This is a genomic window from Pseudomonas sp. GQ91, from assembly GCF_059758795.1.
The window spans coordinates 41,460-60,961 of the sequence record NZ_JCAXED010000020.1 but is presented as its reverse complement, the minus strand read 5'-3'; the positions used below and the strand labels follow the sequence as shown (position 1 = coordinate 60,961).

Sequence of the window (19,502 nt, the reverse complement as noted above, 5' to 3'; positions counted from 1 at the left end):
TGCCGGGCTTGTTGTTTCTGGCGGGTGCCCTGCTCTGCTAGCGTGGCGATCCTCGATGCAGGCTACAACCTGCCGTTCATATTGATATCCTCAACCTTTCCCGTGGACTGGTTCGGATAGACGCTCATGTTGACTGGCTTGAATCACCTTACCCTGGCGGTTGTGGACCTCTCTCGCAGCATCGAATTTTATCTGGCGCTGCCCGGCTTTAGATTGGCTGCTCGCTGGGACACCGGGGCTTATCTTTCTCTCGGTGATCTCTGGCTGTGCCTTTCTCTCGATGAGAACCGAGTGACGCAAAAGCAGCCTGACTACACTCATTGTGCATTTTCGGTGGAGCAGGCTGACTTTGAAGAAGTCACTGCTTATCTGCGGCTTCGTAACGTTACCGAGTGGAAATCCAATTCGAGCGAAGGTCACTCGTTTTATTTTGTAGATCCCGACGGACATCGCCTGGAACTGCATGTAGGCAGTCTTGCTTCACGGCTTGAGCAATGCCGACGTGAGCCGTATGCAGGTATGAAGTTCTTTGACTGAAGCGTCCAGGCCCCCTGGAGCATAGTTACTGCCGCATCAGTGGACGCCTGCTTGACCTACGCAAGGTTGGTTCCCCATTCGCTTAGCCTCATTTGAATGAATCAACGCGTTGAGTTGGAGGCTGTTTCCAACGTCGAAGCGATGAGATCGCGTAGCCACATATGGGCGGGATCTCGGTGCAGTCGTTCGGGCCATAACATAAGCATTTCAAAACCCGGAATGGCGAGCGGAGGCATTTGGACGTGAAGTGCTGGCTCATCTCGCACCAGCCTTTCGGGCACCACGGCAACCAAGTCGCTGTGCGCCAATGCTGAGACGAGCGAGTTGAAATTAGACACTGACAATACGACTCGTCGATCCAGACCTTTAGCTGCCAGTGCCTGGTCAGTACTCCCAACGAACCCAGCGCCATTCGGTGACATGACGGCATGTTCAAGGCCACAGAACGCTTTGAGCGATAGCTGGGTTGCCAAAGCGGGATGATCGCGTCGCCCGGCCAGCACATAGCGTTCGTGAACTAAAGACCGCTGACGCAGTTTTGGCGGCGCGTCATCGCGAGTGTGCAGCGCCAGATCGAGCTGGCCGTTTTCCAGATCATTGGCAAGGTTAACGGGGTTTTTGTTCACCAGCGCCAACCGGGTATTCGGGGCTAGACGCCTGAGCAGTGCTAGCGACGGCCAGATTAAAGCGGTAGTTGCGTAATCACTGGCAGCCACCCTCCACGTCTGATTGGACAGGGCAGGCTCAAAAGTGACACCAGGACTCAGTGCGCCTTCCAGAGCTACCAGCGCTTCACGCAGTGGCCCGCGCAATTCACGGGCACGCTCGGTAGGCGACATCCCTCGGGGGCCGGGCAGCAACAATGGATCGTCCAGAATGTCTCTCAGTCGACCCAATTGCAGGCTGACGGTCGGTTGCGCGAGATTGAGCAATCGCGCCGCCCGTGTAACGTTTTGCTCGGACAACAGCGCATCCAACGTGACCAATAAATTAAGATCCAGACGGCGTAAGGTATTGTGCATATAAATACCACGTGTTTCGGAAATTCATTTCCATCATATCGGATTCGTGGCTACGGTGAGGAATACATCCACTCGGAGCCCCTCATGAAGCTACTGTTGATCTACGCTCACCCTGAACCCCGTTCGCTCAATGGCTCGCTCAGGGATTTCGCGATCGCTCACCTGAAAGCCGCAGGCCACGAGGTCAAGGTCTCGGACCTATACGATATGCGTTGGAAGGCGCTCATTGACCCGGACGACGCCCCAGGCTATGACGACGAAAACCCTTTCAACCCCGCAATAGAGTCGCAGCGTGTATTTGCCGCCGGCACCCAACCGACAGACATTGAGGAGGAGCAGGCCAAATTGCGATGGGCAGACGCCGTGATCCTTCAATTCCCACTCTGGTGGTTCTCGATGCCAGCGATCCTCAAGGGCTGGGTCGAACGCGTCTACGCCTATGGATTTGCCTATGGTGTCGGCGAACATAGCGAAAGCCATTGGGGCGATCGCTACGGCGAAGGTAGCATGGCAGGAAAGCGTGCAATGTTGGTGGTCACTCTGGGCGGGTGGGAGTCCCATTACAGTGGCCGAGGGGTAAACGGTGCGCTGGATGACCTGCTATTCCCTATCCAGCATGGGATGCTTTTCTATCCTGGGTTCACGGTCATGCCGCCCTTCCCAATCTATAAAACCAGCAAAATGGACGCCGCTCGGTTCGAACAGCTATGCACGGCCTATGCGGCTCGGCTGGATAACCTGTTCAGTGATCAGCCCTTGCCGTTTCGTCGCCAGAATGCCGGGGACTATGAAATTCCGGCGTTGACACTTAAACCGCATCTCGCACCCGGCCGTCACGATTTGGGCATCCATATCTGTGAGGGAATGACGCCTGAAGGCTAGAAGTGCGCTGGCGAATGGTGAGCATTTTTTCTGGAGTTGGAAAGGTGTGATCGCCGGACGGTTGCCTACCTCGGACTTTCCTTTGTTTGCGATTTATCCTCCCGCGAGCAGGACGACAGGCTTGTCAGCTCACCACAGGATCGCTAATGTCGCCTCATGACTCATCATTGCCTCACCTCGACAACCACCACCACGACCGCAGAAAGCGGAGCGTGCGAGGTGTCGTGAGCCAATAGCAAACGAACTTCAAAGGCCCGCCAGCGATGGACAGGGCCTTTTTCATGCCCTTGTGTCGCTGGTTCAAACGCAAGGAGATGCACCCATGTACGCCCTGTTGATACTCGATATCCAAGTTGGGCTGGTCCAGGGCCCGGAAAAGCCATGGCGCGGCGAAGCGCTGTTGAAAACCGTGAACGTCCTGATGGACCAAGCACGCAGCGCAGGTGCTGCGATTTTTCTGGCACGCCACATCGGCCCCGTGGGATCCCCCATCGAACCCGGCAGCCCACTGACGCTGCTTGCGCCAGAGCTGACACTGCGGGGTGGAGAGGTGGTGTTTGAAAAGCGCCGTCCCAACGCCTTCGAGATGACCGACCTGGCGGATAACCTGCGCGCTCGCGGTGTTACCGGCGTGGTGATCGCTGGGATGAAAACTCAATACTGCGTCGACAGCACCTGCCGTGCGGCTCGTGACCTTGGCTTCGATGCGATACTGGTAGCCGACGGCCATACCTGCTCCGACACTGCTGTGATGAAAGCCGAGGACATCGTCGCTCATCACAATGCAACGCTGGATGGCCCGTTCTGCCGCCTGGTTCGCGCTGCGCAGTGGCGCTTCTAAATAGAAATCGCGCAAGACGTCGCAGACACCAAGGACGGCTTCGGCAGGCACACCGCGGCGTGCCGGGCCGTTTATTGAGCTTGCGCACACGCCTGGCAAATCAGTGTCGATTTCTCGGTGGAGGCACAGGAACAGTCGGCTTAAGATCATCCGACCGGAAGACTCTTGATCACACCCTTTCAATGCACGAGCGACCTCAACAGTCCTCCGGGTGTGGTGAGTCACTGAAGTATTAATCCACGGACCCGGACGTTCAACGTTTGCGCCTGCCGCGCTGAATCGCTGATGTCCGTGCACTTCAAGGCTGATTGTCTATGAATGCTTACAACAACCCTCTTCCGCCCAGGCCCGAAATGGTCAGAGCGATGCTGGGTAGCGACAGCGCCTACGAAGGCGTGTTTTTTACCGCTGTCAAAACCACCGGGATCTTTTGCCGCCCGACCTGTGGCGCACGCAAACCTAAGCCCGAGAATGTTGAATTTTTTTCCTTGGCAACCGAAGCAATGGCAGCAGGTTATCGCCCCTGCCTGCGCTGCAAGCCGCTGGATCTGGCCGCGTCGGCGCCGGAGTGGGTCAGGGAGCTGTTTGCCGCGGTGACTGCAGCGCCCGATGCCCGCTGGAGTGACGCCGAGTTGCTGACGCGGGGCGTTGAGCCCCTGCGCTTACGCAGGTGGTTCAAACAGCATTTTGGCATGACGTTTCATGCCTGGCTGCGCTCTCGCCGGCTGGGGATAGCGTTAGGTCGTATCGTTGTGGGTGAGACTTTGGATAACACAGCATTCGATTCCGGGTACGAGTCGCTCAGTGGATTCAGAGACGCGTTCAAAAAAACCTTTCAAATGACCCCCGGCAAAGCCACTGAGACGTCTCTGCTGCTGTACCGTCATCTGACCACACCCTTGGGCCCGATGATTGCCATGGCAGAAGAACGCGGTCTGGTGCTGCTCGAGTTTCTTGACCGCCCGGCACTCACCGCAGAACTGCATGAATTACGCCAGCGCTATGGGTATTCGATCGCTCCAGGCGAGCACCCTTACCTTCAGCAGATCGAAACCCAGCTGAAACTCTACTTTGAAGGCACGCTGAAAAACTTCTCGGTCCCGCTGCATCTGCCAGGCAGCCCTTTTGACCAGTTGGTCTGGAGCGAGTTACTCAGAATCGGCTACGGACAAACCTCAACCTACGGGGCCATCGCCGAGCATATCGGCAAGCCGGGGGCCGGCCAGGCGGTAGGCAACGCGAATGGCCATAACCGGTTATCGATTGTCGTTCCCTGTCATCGGGTAATCGCCGCCAATGGCGCCCTTACCGGCTATGGCGGCGGGCAACCACGCAAAGAGTTCTTATTGCGCCTGGAGAAGGCTGCTTTGCAGATAACCCAACAACAGGCATTTGCATTGGAGGGGTTGGCAGATACACGAGCCCCTTTGGCGAACAAAACAGACGGAGCACGCTAGTCACCCCCGCGAGAATCAGACGGGGTCGTCAACATCGGCCCGGCGGTGGCTGAAACCGCCTGAACGGTACAAGATGGGACTTGGGTCGGGTCCCCGATCCATGACACGTCAATGCATCGCAAACACCCACGGCCTGGCTTTCGGCGGCAAGTGATCAGCAGGCGCCAGGCGGTATGCCATCTTTATTGAAATCCTTCAGCCGCTGCCGTTCTTCCTCCGTCGAATGCGCGGGCGTTTCCTGGTCCGGTTCTTTTTTCTTTTCTTCAGTCATTGCTGTCCTCCTGGGAGGTAGTTAGGGGGCGCGGCGCAATGCCTCGATCAGCTCGCTCTTGCGCATGGTCGAGCGGCCAGCGACTTTCTGCGCGCGCGCCCGGTTCATCAACTCTGCTTTGTCCATGTCCTCTAAATGCTGCCCCGGTCGCGGTACACCCTGACGGGTGGCGCTGGCCCGCCGGGCAGAGGACTTGCGGGCCTTCGCCTTGCTGTCCTCGCTGGTTTTCTGCCCCGAGCCGCCCTTGCGCTCTCCGCCGCCCGACTGCTTATTAACTGTCGCCCAGGCAAGCCTCTGCGCCTCATCCGTGGGAACACCTTGGGTTTCGTAGCTCTCCTCAATGTGTTCGGCCTTACGTTTCTGCTTATCGGTGTACTTAACTTTGTCGCCGCGTGGCATGGTCGCACCCTCACAGTTATCAGTCGTACTGCCTACTGCTGTAGAGAGACTGACTGAGCCTGCGTTCGGACGATTCGACCAACGGTTTGCCGACCTCACCCATCGCCAAAACCCACGAGATCGCGGCTTTGGTTAAGCTTGATTTTTATGGCAAGGAGCCCATCCGATGATGTTTAAAAAACGCTGATAATACTCGGGGGCGTGCTGGTTTCAGGCTGCGGAACCGTCACTACAACTGACCCAACCCCAGAAACACAAAACCCCGCATCAGCGGGGCTTTCGTTTGAATCTTGGCGGGGAATCAGGTTGCCGAGAATGTACGCGGAGCCTTGGCGGCTCTGGACCTAAATGAAGAGCTCATCAAAATGGCGATCGCGGTCCTGATGACACCGGAGTGAACTGCTCACCGCTATCAAGGTGACGCTTTCAATCCTCCAGCGTCACCCATGGTTGGATGTTTGCACCAAACAGGGTGCACGTTGCTTGACTTTTAAAGGTCGCCGTCCTAGCCTCTGTTAAGGCTAAATAAAACCATAGCAAATGGTTAATTCAGCTTCAAAGGATTGGATTCATTTGTCACTCCTAATGGAATAAGGAGCCCATCAAATTGCCCAGCCACGCCAAAAATCTAACAGTATATTCATCGAAAACACACGGTGAATTTCTAAGTGCGCGTGTTCAATTGATCATGCACACATACATTTTTAATCAGTACCATCTGACTGTAGAACAAGCACTTCAACGCGAAACTGGACACCAAGTCCCTCCGTGGCAATCTATCACAGGCAACAATAAAACCCACCCAAAAGGAGCAACCGCCTATAAATAGACATAAAAATTACTGGAGCTAGACTTAAACGAAATCCTGCAAACGCATTGCTAACTCAATAAAGGGAATTATTCCGATGGCTAAAAGAAGCGTTGATGTTTATTTTGAGAATTTCCTCGATTCCAACTTGAGCTTGACTCAGAATTCTCTGAAGTTAGATCATGGGGAATGGGACACCTATCCTCCGCAGAAAATATTGAAGATGAACGATAATGTTCCCGGCAAAGGCTATTGGAAAACAGAGTCGGACGGCTTCGCGACGGGCACGGAGGCACTTTGCTCCTACGCCTTTTATGATGCTGCCGCTGATGAAATTTGCAATATAAATATTCACTGGGACGACCCATACGTGGGATCTAACTCGTATGACATCACGACTGATAGCGATAACGTTAAAGTTTCATATAGTGGCGGGGAAGGCGATAACGCTACTGTGACCTTCAGGGCAGAAAAAAAATAATCTAACGGAGCTGGCCTAGTGGATCAGATAGCCGCCGAGAAAATTTCGAGCGGCTATTTCAAAACTAACGTTTAGACAGTTTGAGCAGTAGAATACAGTCTCAAACTCTTGATAATGCTCGCTGTTAGTCATGGACCAGGAGCCACCACCTCCTGCACGTACGCCGGGCTTCTTGCATCCGCCAGCAATGCAATCACTCTGACAGCATTTACAGATTCCTCGCAGCAGCTAGTCTTTAGGCCTCATCTGCCCCGACTGGAAACTCGAATGGATACGCTTAACAGAGCACAGATCGAGGCGATTCTTTCTAAGCGCTTACCGAATTGTTCAATCAACTGCACTTTAAAAGTGGATAGCACGCTATCTGTAGACGTCATCGGGCCAGACTCTGCGCAATTCACGATTGTGAACATCGACCGAACTCAGTATCACGGGGCGGCAGGCATCAACAAACTCGTCCGGGAAATTCTTGAGGAAATGGTCATTTCCAGGCAGGCGTCTCGTAACACTGGTTCTAGTCGGGCGTAATGAACCTCTGAGCGTGCGATCGGAATATTTCACACCGTCTTCACATTCGGGCGTTTATGGTTACCCAGCTCCTTGTGAACCATTTTCAGCCCGCCCTCCCCATCGCGGGCTTTTCTTTGCCTGAAATTCACTCGTAGCGCCGACGTATCCCTCGTCTACACGTCCTCGGTCGAGCTTTCGCTCCTTTCGATACTCGACAGCCCACACGAGCGGGCTTCTTGTTTCTGATCCAAGAACGTCTTTATCAGCAGCACATCAACCTGAAGTCACTGCCGCGTTTAGAGCGGTAATGATGAAACGGCTGAAAGAATATATGTGAATCTAAGCTCTACCCGACCCAACCGACGGCAGTTTTGGGAATCACATCTGACTCGTCCAGTTTGGAAGCGAACATGCTCACCGCCTCCAGTGCATCGCTGGTACCACTGCGAATCTGCAAGATCACTAAACCGGCCTGATCGGCCAAACTAACACCACGTTGCGCGCCCTCCTGCGTGGAGTTCATGCTGGCAACCGCATCGCGCGTTTCAGAAAGGATTTTACCAATCATGTCGGCGATTTCAGCCGTTGAACGACTGGTGCGCCCTGCTAATTGCCGGACTTCGTCCGCCACTACCGCAAAGCCCCGGCCCTGATCACCCGCCCTCGCGGCTTCAATGGCGGCGTTAAGGGCCAGCAAATTGGTCTGATCAGCGATACCGCGGATAGTATTGACGATGGCGGTGATCTGTTCAGAGCGATCTCCCAACTGACCGACCAGCCGCGCCGAGGAGCCAATGTTGTCAGCTATCTGGCGCATCTCTTTGGCGGTTTCCTGAATGACGCGCGCGCCCTGCTCGGCAACTTTTTCGGTTTCGGCGGAAATGTGATAAGCCCGTGAAGCGCCGCGAGCGTCCTCCTCAAAGCGCTCGACACGCTCAGTGATATCACTGGAGAACTTTATGACCTTCGACAATTTCCCATCAGCGTTATAAACCGGGTTATAGGTCGCTTCCAGCCAGACTACTCGCCCGTCCTTGCCGATCCGCTTGAACTGGTCACTGAAAAACTCGCCGGCATTCAATCGACGCCAAAACTCACTATATTCGCTGCTGCTGACTAAACTTGGCTCGCAAAAAAACCGATGGTGCTTCCCCTTAAGCTCGTTAAGTCCGTATCCCATTGTGCGCATGAAATTCTCGTTGGCGAAGAGAAGGTTGCCCTCAAGATCAAACTCGACCACCCCCATGGCCCGATCAATGGCGTCCATCTTGGCCCGCGTCAACGCTTCCAGAGTCACTTTTTCAGTTACGTCCAACGCATACTTGACGATCCTCAGCACCTGGCCGCGCTCGTCGAGCACCGGGTTGTAACTCGCTTCAAGCCAAACACTCTGCCCAAGCGCGTTGATTCGCTGAAACGTCCCCGATACGAATTTTCCTGCTCGTAATTGCGACCAGAACTGGCTGTAGTCGGAGCTGCTAGTTATGGCCGCTGAGCAGAAGTCACGATGAACTTTGCCGAGCAATTGCTCAGCGCGATACCCCATCGTGACGAGAAAATTTTCATTCGCTCGCAGGACCCTGCCATCCAAGTCGAATTCGACCACCGCCATAGAGCGGCTTAATGCTTCAATCAATCCCCTGTATTCCGCCGTCTCAGCCGTCCTAGCCGCCAGTTCACGTTTGAGCGCTTTATTGAACATGGATGGACCCTCGTTGTTATCTTCGTCGAACACCTCTCTAGCCGATATCGGCGCACAATCCAGCAACTGAATAGCATCACAGTCAATTATGATTTGACGTCAAGAAACCGCCTTATCAATCAATTCATAACCTGCGGCACCAGCGAATGAGTCGAGACTCGAATCACAAAGCCCGGTTGGAAATCACCGCTGCTGGCGAAGGACAAAAGCTGGCAAGCATCAACGTCACGACCGATTTCTAAGCCGCACCCGCCGGTATCAACGACTCGCCGCCGTAAGCGGCTCCCAACCTTCCCCGCCTCTACCCGTCAGCACTCCCCCCGCGCCCATCGGCAACCAGCGGGAGGCATGAGTGTTGACGAATACAGGTGAACAACTCGCCACTTTGGAGGCGACCATGTCAGCACTACGCAAGGCTCAGTTTGAGCACGACGAACGACTGCCGCCTCCGGTGAGCGAGATATCTCAGGAGGTGGCTCGAAGTGAGTGGCTGTACAACGCAGCCGAAGAGCTGGCCAGAGGTGGCAGCGTGGTATTCAAGTGCCACATGCACTCCCAACAAGGCGTCACGGCCTATTCGAAGCCGCCGGTGCCTGGAATCAACAGAAGGTCGCTGCGTGAAGCGAATCAATAAACAGGTCAGCGCGAGACGCCGACCAACCTGGCTCGCACTGCCGGCCAGCGGAATAGAAACCGTCTGTTGAAACCGCAATTGCCCCTTGGGACAAAGCTGAGCGTTCAAGTCAAAGTTTTCATTTGCCTCGAAACTGATAGAAAGCAAACTAATTTCGAAAAAAACCCAAGAAACATTCGCTATAAGAAACCCTTATAGCCGAATATCTGAACAACTAAAATTATAATCTCAATTTGATATCAATTTGACATCACAAAAACTTGTGAACTCTAAATCTTAGAGCTAAGTTAAGTTCTGTTGGCAATCGCCAACAAAAACTCAGGATGAGGATACTGCAATGAGCGACTGTACTTGCAAAGAACATAAAAACTCAGACTCTCACGAACACGTACCCGATTATTCAACAGTCGGGTTCGGCACAAAAGCCGCCTCAAGTCCAAAACTAGATGGTGTGCTAGCCCTTAGGATGTCCGTGTGTGTTGGGGCCAGCTATAATCAGGCCACCAATCAAATCTGCTTTACCATTCCCGTATATGGCGATTACTGTTTAACATCGCCAATTACAATCCCAGTCAGTGGACAGCTAAAAGTTTGTGCTGAGACATGTGGATCTTTTATACCCACAGGTCTTAAGGCCACTGTCTACTTGAACGGAACTGTTCTTTTTACGGCGAATCTGTTTGGCATTTGCTAAACATCAAAGACTAACCGATAGAACCCAAGGAGATACTAAAGCCGGTATCTCTTTGGGCTATTTTTGAATTTTACGCCTAGCAGCCAAAATACACGCACTAGAAGATCTTGTTTTCATTCCTTGTAAGTTACGAACACTCAGCATTATAGATAAATATCTGCGCATTAAAACTACAGGCGCGCAACCTCCAAGAGGTCAGTCATGGCAGCAGTACCGCAGAAAGAACGCTCGGCCAAGTCTGCCAGGAAGCGAGTGGCACTTGCCGAAGAGGAATTGAGGCTCAGGGTTCGACCAGGCACACGCCAAGCCCTGGCCGACCTGATAGAGTGGTCAGGCATTACTGAGCAGGGCGAGGCGCTGACACTGATGATTCATCACCTGCATGCGATGGGTTCGACGAAGTGCCGGCCGCTGCTGAATCCGCCGCGCCACGAAATCGAGATATCGCAAAACATGGCGCGGGAATTCCGCAATAAAAGCATGCTGGCTATCCAGAAAGACCCGGGCGACGAGATCATCGAGCCCGCATAACCCACCCTACTCGCTGCATCCGGTAACGGAGGGCGCCGCCGGGACTAGAGGGACCGTAAATGTGAAGTGGCGACATGATCCGAGTTGGTCAGTGGCTCGATCGATAAATGAACGCCGGCCATCCACTAGCTTTGATTACTGGGCGCTAACACTTGGAACCCATAAAGTGCATGCAGTCGCGGCCTGCGCAATGAGCCAATCATGCTCACGCTTTGCGAAGGGGCGAGGCATCTCATAAGAGATCCGAAGCGCAAAGTTATAGGCGCCAATGACTTCGTTTCCAGTCGGCGTCATTTCTTTCAATTTTGTGTTGGTTTTGAGTCCTTCTACCGCTCCATGTAGAGCTAGCGCCTGCTTGGAGGTGTCTGCACTTTCCTCCAAGATTTTTACCACGATAAAAGCTGCATTGGAGCAGCGATCCATCTTTTCCCACTGCTTCAGCTGTGCCTCATCACCGAGCGCTACAGCAGAGGTGAGCAGCATCAGTGAACCAATCCAAATACGCATAGTTTTGTTCCTTCAAAAATTTCGGCATTAATACCCCAGCTCATGCCAAATTGCCACCACCAGTCGCGGAGGGCGGCGCCTACCTGAGGTAAACGCAATGCCCGTACTTCACAGCGCAATCCACAAGATCGACAAGATCGACAAGAAGCCAGACGGCACCCCGGCAGTTCTGTTCCTCGGCGGCGCAGAGCAAGTCGAAAGCCAGGCCCGTGACGACCTGATGCAGCAGTTCAACGAAAGCTACAACGCAACCACCGGCAAAGGTTGGGGCTTCTTTCACTTTGAGTCTGGCGCACATCCGCTCAGCGGATAGCTCGGTAAGTACCTGGCAGGAGTCAGTGACTTCCTCAAGTTCAGCACCATCGCTGTCGAGCACCTGGCCAAGCTAATGGAGGAGTCGAACCTAATCACCGGCGGCCACGCCCTCTTCTGCCACTACCAGCAAGGCTTGACCGAATACCTGGTCATTGCCCTGGTGCAGGAAACCGAAGCGGTGACCATGACCGAAGCGCTGCATCTGATGACCTTGAAGCGCCTGGACCTGGACCACATCCGCCTGGACACCGTCAGCGCCGGCGGCCAGCATCACGGATTGGTCAGTGCGTTCATGGAGCGGGCATTCGGCGGCAGTGTTGGCCAGGGCCTGGAAGGGCCGGCGCCTACCATCACCGCCGGTGGCGGCGGAAAGAGTTCTTTGGTGTCGCTCACCCTGTCACCGGAGCACGAAGCCGGTGCCCTGCGCGTTGCCGCCTTCCTGATCAGCTACTACGGAACCGAAAACATCAGTGCTTGCGATTCCCCTGCGCCGACAATCACCACCAAGGACAGGCTGGCCATGGTCACCGTCATGGTTAAGGGCACGCCCTATGTGCCCTATGTGGTTGTCGACATCTGCCTGCGGATACTGAAGCCGTCCGAGCTGTAAAAGGCCCAGGGCTTCCCGGCCGACTACATCATCAGCCACGGCGCCGACGACAAGCCGTCCACTAAAACCCAGCAGGTGCACATGTGTGGCAACAGCGTCAGCCCACCGCCGATGGCTGCGCTGGCATCGGCCAACGATCCTTGGCGTTTAACTGCTGAAAAATCTATCGCTGCGTGAGCTTATCGGCCTCGGTGTTGCCGAAGCCCCGTGCGACAATGAAGGCTTCATCTTCCGACTGAAAAGACTGCGATTTGTACTCAACAGGTTGGTCGTTGATTGATATTTCTTCAATGACCCAGCCACCTTGCACATCACGACCGGACATATTGGCAACCGTCACACTGACCGCGCCGAACGATTTGGTTTTCCTCATAACCCCTCCTTGAACAAAGCCGCATTATTACTGGCGAGGCCCCATCATGCCTACAAAAAACCAACCGGCTGATCCCTTCGGCCCGAACCGCCGCACCTTTCACATTCATCTGAGCGTGCGCGGGGCAATTCGCGATTTCAGCAAGCGCCAACTCAAAGGTATGTTCCGCGTTGACGGACATGAATGCACCGCCGACGAGGCGAAGAATCATCTGCTCGAAGCGCTGGCCCTGGGCAAAGAGGTGCTTCCATTCGGGCCACCGGGTGAAGGCTTCGATTTCGCTGGCGGTGGCTGCCCAGGTCATGACAAAGAGTAAGCATGAAGCACATATACCTCAGCGGCCCCATGACCGGCCTGCCCGGCCTTAACTTCGCCGCCTTCCACGCCATGACCACCAACCTGCGCGCCAGCGGCCACACCGTCACAAACCCCGCCGAGAACAACCCCGACGGCGGCACCTGGAACGACTGCATGCGCCGCGACATTGCCGCCCTGATGGGCTGCGACACCGTGGCAACCCTGCCCGGATGGGAGCATTCAAAGAGCGCCCGCCTGGAAGTCCTGATCGCCGAACGCCTCGGCATGACGGTTGTGAATGCCCATGATCTGCTAACGAGGGAAACTTCAAGGTGAGTAACCTTTGCTCACACGAGTTGGCTATTGCTCTGGCGCTCGCCTGAACTCTTCTCGAGTAGGCATCGTCCAGTCAGAAGCTCTTCTTTCATGGACCGACTCATCGCGACCGTATCCACCGTAGGTGAACATCAAAAGGTAAAACGCGAACGCCGTTGCGGCTAACGCTGCCCTGCCCATGGGGTTCGCATCTTTGGGTAATCCGCTCGGCCCAATGCCGACCCAGCCTCCTCGAAAGTAAGCAAAGACCGCCTGGATAAACCATCCATGCACGAATAACGCCCCAAAGAAATTGCGCCAATCCCCAGAAAAACGCACAAAAGCGTTTACGAGCGAAGCAGCCACCATCAACGACAGTAACAAGTACCGATAGCGCCTCAAGAATTCCAAGACGTTACTTTCCATAAGGCACTGTCCCCTCTACCGATTGATGTAGCTGTCCCCATCGCCTCGCTTGCCAAACATCGTTGTGGGGCGAGCCGATTCTAAGGCAAAAACTAATTGCCCCCCCTTCAAAGTCAGCCGCTGCAGCGGCAAGGTCCATCCGGGAATCAGTTCTTCGGTTTTTGGGAAATCCCAATGACCATGAAGACGATGCCGGGAATCCAGATTCCGGGAATTGAGGCAGCCAGGCCCACGGCTAGAAAAGACGCACCCAAAATGAACATCGGTCGTTTGATTGTGTTTTCCATAACTCAAACCCTCCTTTAGGAATTTTTCCTATTTAACCACAGAGTCAGCCGCTATAGCGGCAAGGACGAAGTCATGCCTGAAGAAACTGTTTTGATCCAGCCATTACCGGTTGAGCGCCATGACATGGGCCTTTGGACCCACCCTAAATGGCCATCCACTGATGACGAGCTGATCCCATGCTCATGGTTCACCAACCAGGGTCTAGAGGTTCGCGAAACCAACTTCGAATACGACGCCCCTGAAGAGCGGCAAGCAACCTGGTTTCACGACGGGATTCCAGACTGCACGGCAAGGACAAACCATGCTCGCAATAAAACTCACCCTGCTGATGCTGGGGGCCGTGCTGTACGCGTTTGGCAGCCTCTGCTGGTTCTTCTGGATCGTTCCAGAGCTTCTCATGGACGGCGGCAGTACCGATCTGCTCAAGGCCTTCGCCGGTACCTGCGCCTGGACGCTGGTCAGCTTCGGCCTGGCCACTCACATCATCAAGACAGCGCGGCCTACAGCAGGCGGCGGGAGGTAGTTATGCAGGCAGAGATCCTGTCGGACGACGAGCTCGCCGACCTGGCCGGTTACAAGCACCGCGCCCACCAGCGCAAGTGGCTGAAGGACCGCAACTGGGTATTCATCGAGAGCCGTGGCGGCCGGCCCTTGGTGGGCCGGATGTTCGCTCGTATGAAGTTAGGAATGGTCAACGCCACCATCACAGCTCCAAACCCACCGCCGGCGCGACCGGCTTGACCGAGAGGAATGCCTGCCACCCTTCCAAATACCTGCTGATAAACAAACACGGGAAGAGGATGACAAAAGGGATGTTGCGCTTGCGCTGGGACAAGGTGCGGGAGAAGGCCCAACAGAAGGCAATCGATCAGGGCGACCCGGTACTGGCAGCCAAGATAGGAGGGTTTCAATTCCGTGACGTCCGGCCTAAGGCGGCCTCGGAAATCGTCGATATCGGAGATGCAAGCCTGTTGCTGGGGCACAGCAAACAGGAGATCACCAAACGGGGCTACCGGAGGATCGGTGCGACCGCTAAGCCCTCCAAATAGGCAAAGTTTCGGAACGCCAGCCAAAAACCGCCTTTTCCTACCCAAATCCCAGAAACACAAAAGCCCCGCAATCGCGGGGCTTTTGTATGAATCTTGGCGGGAAACCAGGGATTCGAACCCTGGGAACGCTATTAACGTTCGCCGGTTTTCAAGACCGGTGCATTCAACCACTCTGCCAATTTCCCTTGTGCAACACAGGATTATAGTAGTCCATCCTGTCTCAGCGGGCGCCATAATACCCGAATGAAACACACTGTCAAACTCTGTGCATGGCTTGTTACAGAGCGTCTGTTATGATCTTTGCGACTGAACGTTTCAAAACTGGAGGAGTGTCGCCATGCGCGAACAGGATTACGCAGTTAATAGCAACGTGCAGGCTGAGCAGCTAGAGGTTAGCCGCGTCCTGCGCAATACATACGGCTTGCTCGCTCTCACCCTCGCGTTTAGCGGCGTGATGGCGTATGTCGCGCAACAGCTGCGCGTCGGCTACCCGAATATCTTCGTGGTGCTGATCGGTTTCTACGGTCTGTTTTTCCTTACCAACAAGCTGCGCGATTCGGCCTGGGGCCTGGTGTCGGCGTTTGCCCTGACGGGTTTCATGGGGTTCTTGCTGGGTCCTATCCTTAACCGGTACCTGGGCATGCAGGGCGGCGCGGAAGTGGTCAGCTCGGCATTTGCCATGACTGCGCTGGTGTTTGGTGGTCTGTCGGCCTATGTGCTGATCAGCCGTAAGGACATGAGCTTCCTCGGCGGCTTCATCACTGCTGGCTTCTTCGTGTTGCTGGCGGCCGTGCTGGCAAGCCTGTTCTTCCAGATCAGCGGCCTGCAACTGGCGATCAGCGCGGGTTTTGTGCTGTTCTCCTCGGCCTGCATTCTGTTCCAGACCAGCGCCATCATTCATGGCGGCGAGCGTAACTACATCATGGCTACCATCAGCCTGTATGTATCGATCTACAACCTGTTTATCAGCTTGTTGCAGATCTTCGGCATCATGAGCCGCGACGACTGATCGCAACCTCATGCAAAAAGCCCGCTTCGGCGGGCTTTTTGTTGTCTGCGGCTTTATCATTGGTCCAGATCTGTCCAAAGAGTGTTCCATGAAGTTCGCGATTGCGCTTTTTTCCGCCGCCCATGCGCCCTCCTCGCGCCGCGCCCTGCTCTTCGCCCAGGCAGCGCTGGCCGGTGGGCATGAGATCGTGCGGTTGTTTTTCTATCAGGATGGCGTCTACAGCGCCTCCAACTCGGTGGTGACGCCACAGGATGAGCAGGATATCGCTCACCAATGGCGCGCCTTTGTCAGCGCGCATCAACTGGACGGCGTGGTGTGCATCGCTGCCGCATTGCGCCGTGGCGTGCTGGACAACGAAGAGGCTGCGCGCTATCAGCGCAGCGCGGTCAATCTGGATGCCCCCTGGGCGTTGTCAGGGCTTGGACAATTGCACGATGCAATCCAGGACGCCGACCGCCTGATCTGCTTTGGAGGGCCCTGACATGTCCAAATCCCTGCTGATAATCAGCCGCCAGGCTCCGTGGTCCGGACCGAGCGCGCGCGAAGCGCTGGATGTGGTCCTGGCCGGCGGCGCATTTGATTTGCCGATTGGCCTGTTGTTTCTGGATGACGGGGTGTTTCAACTGGCCACGGGCCAGGACGCCAAAGCCATCCAGCAGAAAGACCTGAGCGCCAATCTTCAAGCGCTGTCTCTGTTTGGTATTGATGAGGTCTTCGCTTGCAGCCGGAGCCTTGCCGAGCGCGGGCTGGCTTCGCCTGGCAGCGTGCAGCCGCTGAGCAGTGAACAGATTTCCCAAATGTTTGAGCGTTACGACCAGGTGATGACCTTCTGATGTCGACCTTGCACGTATTATCCCATTCTCCTTTTACCGACAGCCGGCTGGACAGCTGCTTGCACTTGTGTGGCGCGCAAGACGCGGTCCTGCTGTGCGGCGACGCGACATACGCCCTGCAAGCCGGCTGCCCAGCGTCCAGGGCCTTGCAAGCCAAGCCCCTGAACGTCTTTGTACTCACCGAAGACAGCCAGGCTCGTGGTCTGCAGGTGCCCGATTGGGCATGCGCTGTCGACTATCCGGCCTTTGTCCAGTTGTCGATCGAGCATGACAAGGTCAACACCTGGCTATGAACACCTTGACCGTAGGCGAGCGAACCCTGGCGCTGGACAAGGACGGCTATCTGGTTGACCTGGATCAGTGGTCGACGGAGGTGGCGCGTGCCCTGGCTGCAGTTGAAGCCCTGGAACTGACGCCCGAGCACTGGGAAATCCTCGAGCTGCTCCGGGGCTTCTATCAGGAATTCCAGTTGTCGCCCGCCACCCGCCCGCTGATCAAGTACACCGCCTTGAAGCTGGGCCCGGAAAAGGGCAACAGCCTGCACCTCAACCGACTGTTCAATGGCACTCCCGCCAAACTCGCCGCCAAGCTGGCGGGCCTGCCCAGGCCGACGAATTGCTTATGACCGACTTTGCCCCGTTGATGACCGAAACACCTTCCGAACACCCGTTCGCACCGTTCGTGCGCATTCTCGGTAAAGGCAAGCGCGGCGCCCGCAGCCTGACCCGCGAAGAAGCGCGGGAGGCCATGGGCATGCTGCTCGATGAACAGGTCGAAGACACCCAACTCGGCGCGTTCCTGATGCTGCTGCGCCACAAGGAGGAAAGCCCGGAAGAGCTCGCCGGTTTCACCGAGGCCGTGCGTGCGCGCCTAAATGCGCCCGCGCTGAACATTGATCTGGATTGGCCTACCTACGCCGGCAAGAAACGCCACCTGCCGTGGTACCTGCTGGCAGCCAAGTGCCTGGCACAGAATGGCGTGCGCATTTTCATGCACGGCGGCGGCGCGCATACCGCTGGCCGACTCTACACCGAGCAGTTGCTGGAAGGGCTACAGATTCCGTTGTGCCGGAACTGGCAGCATGCCGAGACGGCGCTTGAACAAGGTAACCTTGCGTTCATGCCACTGGGTGACTGGGCCCCGCAACTGCAGCGCATGATTGATCTGCGTAACACCTTGGGCCTGCGCTCGCCGATCCATTCCCTGGCACGCATTCTCAACCCGCTGAACGCGCGTTGCGGCCTGCAAAGTATCTTTCACCCCGGCTATCAGGGTGTACACCGCGATGCCAGCGGCCTGCTCGGTGACAATGCCATCGTGATCAAGGGCGACGGCGGCGAGATCGAGATCAATCCCGACACCATCAGCCACTTGTACGGCACTCGCGACGGCGCCAGTTGGGACGAAGAGTGGCCTGCCCTCTCCACCCAGCGCCACGTCAAGCCGGCAGTACTCGACCCTGAGCACTTGAAGGCCGTTTGGCGCGGCGAAGTGCAGGACAGCTATCCGCAATTGGCGTTGATTGCCACCATGGCCTTGGCGCTGCGCGGTCTTGGTCATCCAAGAGAACAGGCCTTCGAACGGGCCCGACAGTACTGGGATGCGCGGAACACATCGATTTAATCGATAATTCACCCCCAGCCTTTGCGCTATTTCTTCGAACTCAGATGATTAGACTGACTCCAACGCTTATAGGCCAAGGAGTCAGTCATGGGTTTGCTGATCGAAGGACGCTGGCATGACCAGTGGTACGAAAATAGCGCAGATGGCGCCTTCCAGCGGGAGCAGGCGCAACGCCGTAACTGGGTCACTGTCGATGGTCGACCTGGCCCAACCGGCGATGGCGGTTTCGCTGCCGAAGCCGGACGCTATCACCTCTACGTTTCCCTCGCCTGTCCCTGGGCCCATCGCACACTGATACTGCGCAAACTCAAAGGCCTGGAAGGTCTGATCGACGTGTCGGTGGTCAGTTGGCTGATGCGGGAAAACGGCTGGACGTTCGACAAGGCTCACGGTTCCAGTGGTGATGCGCTCGACGACTTCACCTACATGCACCAGCGCTACACCGCAGACACTGCTGATTACACCGGTCGGGTCACCGTTCCCGTGCTGTGGGACAAACAGTTGAAGCGAATTGTCAGCAATGAATCGGCGGAGATTATCCGGATGTTCAACAGCGCGTTTAACGGGCTGACGGGCAATGCCCTCGACTTCTATCCTGAGACGCTACGCGCCACGATCGATGCGTTGAACCAGCGGATTTACCCGGCGGTAAACAATGGCGTCTACCGTGCAGGCTTCGCCACTTCGCAACAGGCTTACGAAACGGCGTTCGATGAGGTATTTGCCGAACTGGACTGGCTGGAACAGCACTTGAGTGATCATCGCTACCTGGCCGGCGCGTACCTGACCGAGGCCGATGTACGCCTGTTCACTACGCTGATTCGCTCTGACGCGGTGTACTACAGTCACTTCAAATGCAATTTGCGGCGGATTGCGGACTATCCGAACTTATCCAACTGGTTGCGCGAACTGTATCAATGGCCTGGCGTGGCCGAGACAGTGGATTTTGCTCACATCAAAGGGCATTACTACGCCAGCCACCAGACAATCAATCCGACAGGGATCGTGCCGAAAGGGCCGCTGCCAGATTTTGATACCCCGCATGATCGGCAGAAGCTCGTCAGCGAAGGTGTATGGAACTGAACGGG

27 protein-coding genes, 1 tRNA gene and 3 pseudogenes are annotated in these 19,502 nt (G+C 55.7%); 22 read left to right on the top strand and 9 right to left on the bottom strand.

Features of this window, described 5'->3' with window-relative positions; genetic code table 11:
• The first annotated feature begins 126 nt into the window (after nt 1-126).
• Nucleotides 127-537, top strand: a complete 411-nt coding sequence (gene fos / locus AC6CIA_RS24355; protein WP_498315663.1) for a fosfomycin resistance glutathione transferase — start codon at nt 127-129, stop codon at nt 535-537.
• Nucleotides 538-638: 101 nt separating this feature from the next.
• On the opposite strand, the gene AC6CIA_RS24350 is transcribed toward fos, so the two are convergent.
• Entirely contained in the window at nt 639-1,559 is a 921-nt protein-coding gene (locus tag AC6CIA_RS24350) for a LysR family transcriptional regulator (protein ID WP_498315662.1), read from the bottom strand.
• Nucleotides 1,560-1,643: 84 nt separating this feature from the next.
• Between AC6CIA_RS24350 and AC6CIA_RS24345 the strand changes: the two genes are divergently transcribed.
• From AC6CIA_RS24345 to AC6CIA_RS24335, 3 genes are all read left to right on the top strand, one after another.
• On the top strand, nt 1,644-2,441 hold the full coding sequence (locus tag AC6CIA_RS24345; protein WP_498315661.1) for an NAD(P)H-dependent oxidoreductase: 798 nt from the start codon (nt 1,644-1,646) through the stop codon (nt 2,439-2,441).
• 322 nt (nt 2,442-2,763) lie between these two features.
• Nucleotides 2,764-3,282 (top strand): cysteine hydrolase family protein, encoded by a 519-nt coding sequence (locus AC6CIA_RS24340; RefSeq protein WP_498315660.1) that lies wholly within the window; start codon nt 2,764-2,766, stop codon nt 3,280-3,282.
• 314 nt (nt 3,283-3,596) lie between these two features.
• On the top strand, nt 3,597-4,739 hold the full coding sequence (locus AC6CIA_RS24335) for a bifunctional transcriptional activator/DNA repair enzyme AdaA (protein WP_498315659.1): 1,143 nt from the start codon (nt 3,597-3,599) through the stop codon (nt 4,737-4,739).
• Between the two features lie 292 nt (nt 4,740-5,031).
• On the opposite strand, the gene AC6CIA_RS24330 is transcribed toward AC6CIA_RS24335, so the two are convergent.
• Nucleotides 5,032-5,409, bottom strand: coding sequence for a Rho termination factor N-terminal domain-containing protein (locus AC6CIA_RS24330; RefSeq protein WP_498315658.1), 378 nt, complete (start codon nt 5,407-5,409; stop codon nt 5,032-5,034).
• Nucleotides 5,410-6,314: 905 nt separating this feature from the next.
• Here AC6CIA_RS24330 and AC6CIA_RS24325 point away from each other — a divergent pair.
• A complete protein-coding gene (locus tag AC6CIA_RS24325) occupies nt 6,315-6,698 on the top strand; it encodes an aegerolysin family protein (protein WP_498315657.1) in 384 nt (127 codons plus the stop codon).
• A gap of 267 nt (nt 6,699-6,965) precedes the next feature.
• Nucleotides 6,966-7,226, top strand: coding sequence for a hypothetical protein (locus AC6CIA_RS24320; protein ID WP_498315656.1), 261 nt, complete (start codon nt 6,966-6,968; stop codon nt 7,224-7,226).
• Between the two features lie 328 nt (nt 7,227-7,554).
• On the opposite strand, the pseudogene AC6CIA_RS24315 reads toward AC6CIA_RS24320, so the two are convergent.
• Both AC6CIA_RS24315 and AC6CIA_RS24310 read right to left on the bottom strand, forming a co-directional pair.
• Nucleotides 7,555-8,031, bottom strand: a pseudogene (locus AC6CIA_RS24315) (methyl-accepting chemotaxis protein); the annotation flags it as partial.
• A 111-nt stretch (nt 8,032-8,142) separates the two neighbouring features.
• Nucleotides 8,143-8,910 (bottom strand): annotated as a pseudogene (locus AC6CIA_RS24310) (PAS domain-containing protein); the annotation flags it as partial.
• Nucleotides 8,911-9,307: 397 nt separating this feature from the next.
• On the opposite strand from AC6CIA_RS24310, the gene AC6CIA_RS24305 reads away from it, so the two are divergent.
• Nucleotides 9,308-9,544 carry a hypothetical protein gene (locus AC6CIA_RS24305; RefSeq protein WP_498315655.1) on the top strand — a complete coding sequence of 79 codons (237 nt, stop codon included), beginning with the start codon at nt 9,308-9,310 and terminating at the stop codon, nt 9,542-9,544.
• Between the two features lie 895 nt (nt 9,545-10,439).
• Nucleotides 10,440-10,769 carry a hypothetical protein gene (locus tag AC6CIA_RS24300; protein ID WP_498315654.1) on the top strand — a complete coding sequence of 110 codons (330 nt, stop codon included), beginning with the start codon at nt 10,440-10,442 and terminating at the stop codon, nt 10,767-10,769.
• A gap of 135 nt (nt 10,770-10,904) precedes the next feature.
• Here AC6CIA_RS24300 and AC6CIA_RS24295 read toward each other — a convergent pair whose 3' ends face one another.
• Nucleotides 10,905-11,276 (bottom strand): hypothetical protein, encoded by a 372-nt coding sequence (locus AC6CIA_RS24295; protein WP_498315653.1) that lies wholly within the window; start codon nt 11,274-11,276, stop codon nt 10,905-10,907.
• A 97-nt stretch (nt 11,277-11,373) separates the two neighbouring features.
• Here AC6CIA_RS24295 and AC6CIA_RS24290 point away from each other — a divergent pair, with 97 nt between their 5' ends.
• Both AC6CIA_RS24290 and AC6CIA_RS24285 read left to right on the top strand, forming a co-directional pair.
• Nucleotides 11,374-11,589: a hypothetical protein gene (locus tag AC6CIA_RS24290; RefSeq protein WP_498315652.1), complete on the top strand. Its 216-nt coding sequence runs from the start codon at nt 11,374-11,376 to the stop codon at nt 11,587-11,589.
• A gap of 12 nt (nt 11,590-11,601) precedes the next feature.
• A pseudogene (locus AC6CIA_RS24285) lies at nt 11,602-12,378 on the top strand (nucleoid-associated protein).
• On the opposite strand, the gene AC6CIA_RS24280 reads toward AC6CIA_RS24285, so the two are convergent.
• Nucleotides 12,365-12,574 carry a hypothetical protein gene (locus AC6CIA_RS24280; protein ID WP_498315651.1) on the bottom strand — a complete coding sequence of 70 codons (210 nt, stop codon included), beginning with the start codon at nt 12,572-12,574 and terminating at the stop codon, nt 12,365-12,367. The pseudogene AC6CIA_RS24285 and the gene AC6CIA_RS24280 sit on opposite strands and share 14 nt — an antisense overlap.
• 46 nt (nt 12,575-12,620) lie before the next feature.
• Between AC6CIA_RS24280 and AC6CIA_RS24275 the strand changes: the two genes are divergently transcribed.
• Both AC6CIA_RS24275 and AC6CIA_RS24270 read left to right on the top strand, forming a co-directional pair.
• Nucleotides 12,621-12,890: a hypothetical protein gene (locus AC6CIA_RS24275; RefSeq protein ID WP_498315650.1), complete on the top strand. Its 270-nt coding sequence runs from the start codon at nt 12,621-12,623 to the stop codon at nt 12,888-12,890.
• Nucleotides 12,891-12,892: 2 nt separating this feature from the next.
• Complete coding sequence (locus AC6CIA_RS24270) at nt 12,893-13,207, top strand: DUF4406 domain-containing protein (protein ID WP_498315649.1); 315 nt, start codon at nt 12,893-12,895, stop codon at nt 13,205-13,207.
• Between the two features lie 24 nt (nt 13,208-13,231).
• Here the strand turns inward: AC6CIA_RS24270 and AC6CIA_RS24265 are convergent, their stop codons facing one another.
• Both AC6CIA_RS24265 and AC6CIA_RS24260 read right to left on the bottom strand, forming a co-directional pair.
• Nucleotides 13,232-13,612 (bottom strand): hypothetical protein, encoded by a 381-nt coding sequence (locus AC6CIA_RS24265; protein ID WP_498315648.1) that lies wholly within the window; start codon nt 13,610-13,612, stop codon nt 13,232-13,234.
• Nucleotides 13,613-13,758: 146 nt separating this feature from the next.
• Nucleotides 13,759-13,899 carry a hypothetical protein gene (locus tag AC6CIA_RS24260; RefSeq protein WP_498315647.1) on the bottom strand — a complete coding sequence of 47 codons (141 nt, stop codon included), beginning with the start codon at nt 13,897-13,899 and terminating at the stop codon, nt 13,759-13,761.
• Between the two features lie 302 nt (nt 13,900-14,201).
• Here AC6CIA_RS24260 and AC6CIA_RS24255 point away from each other — a divergent pair, with 302 nt between their 5' ends.
• From AC6CIA_RS24255 to AC6CIA_RS24245, 3 genes are all read left to right on the top strand, one after another.
• Nucleotides 14,202-14,423, top strand: coding sequence for a hypothetical protein (locus tag AC6CIA_RS24255; RefSeq protein WP_498315646.1), 222 nt, complete (start codon nt 14,202-14,204; stop codon nt 14,421-14,423).
• Nucleotides 14,424-14,425: 2 nt separating this feature from the next.
• On the top strand, nt 14,426-14,641 hold the full coding sequence (locus AC6CIA_RS24250; protein WP_498315645.1) for a DUF4224 domain-containing protein: 216 nt from the start codon (nt 14,426-14,428) through the stop codon (nt 14,639-14,641).
• A 71-nt stretch (nt 14,642-14,712) separates the two neighbouring features.
• On the top strand, nt 14,713-14,949 hold the full coding sequence (locus tag AC6CIA_RS24245) for a site-specific integrase (protein WP_498315644.1): 237 nt from the start codon (nt 14,713-14,715) through the stop codon (nt 14,947-14,949).
• A gap of 94 nt (nt 14,950-15,043) precedes the next feature.
• Here the strand turns inward: AC6CIA_RS24245 and AC6CIA_RS24240 are convergent.
• Nucleotides 15,044-15,134: transfer RNA gene (locus AC6CIA_RS24240), tRNA-Ser, on the bottom strand.
• 152 nt (nt 15,135-15,286) lie between these two features.
• Here AC6CIA_RS24240 and AC6CIA_RS24235 point away from each other — a divergent pair.
• The 7 genes from AC6CIA_RS24235 (at nt 15,287) to AC6CIA_RS24205 (ending at nt 19,497) form a co-directional block, all read left to right on the top strand.
• Nucleotides 15,287-15,958, top strand: coding sequence for a Bax inhibitor-1/YccA family protein (locus AC6CIA_RS24235; protein WP_084378026.1), 672 nt, complete (start codon nt 15,287-15,289; stop codon nt 15,956-15,958).
• 88 nt (nt 15,959-16,046) lie between these two features.
• Nucleotides 16,047-16,439 (top strand): sulfurtransferase complex subunit TusD, encoded by a 393-nt coding sequence (tusD, locus tag AC6CIA_RS24230; protein ID WP_498315643.1) that lies wholly within the window; start codon nt 16,047-16,049, stop codon nt 16,437-16,439.
• 1 nt (nt 16,440) lies between these two features.
• The gene (gene tusC, locus AC6CIA_RS24225; RefSeq protein WP_498315642.1) at nt 16,441-16,791 is read left to right on the top strand and encodes a sulfurtransferase complex subunit TusC; all 351 of its coding nucleotides are present in this window, start codon (nt 16,441-16,443) and stop codon (nt 16,789-16,791) included.
• Entirely contained in the window at nt 16,791-17,084 is a 294-nt protein-coding gene (gene tusB, locus AC6CIA_RS24220; protein WP_498315641.1) for a sulfurtransferase complex subunit TusB, read from the top strand. The genes tusC and tusB overlap by 1 nt, the downstream gene beginning before the upstream one ends.
• Entirely contained in the window at nt 17,081-17,416 is a 336-nt protein-coding gene (locus AC6CIA_RS24215; RefSeq protein WP_498315640.1) for a TusE/DsrC/DsvC family sulfur relay protein, read from the top strand. Before tusB ends, AC6CIA_RS24215 begins: the two co-directional genes overlap by 4 nt.
• Nucleotides 17,413-18,414 carry a glycosyl transferase family protein gene (locus tag AC6CIA_RS24210; protein WP_498315639.1) on the top strand — a complete coding sequence of 334 codons (1,002 nt, stop codon included), beginning with the start codon at nt 17,413-17,415 and terminating at the stop codon, nt 18,412-18,414. Before AC6CIA_RS24215 ends, AC6CIA_RS24210 begins: the two co-directional genes overlap by 4 nt.
• A gap of 87 nt (nt 18,415-18,501) precedes the next feature.
• Complete coding sequence (locus AC6CIA_RS24205; RefSeq protein WP_498315638.1) at nt 18,502-19,497, top strand: glutathione S-transferase family protein; 996 nt, start codon at nt 18,502-18,504, stop codon at nt 19,495-19,497.
• The last annotated feature ends 5 nt before the right edge of the window (nt 19,498-19,502 follow it).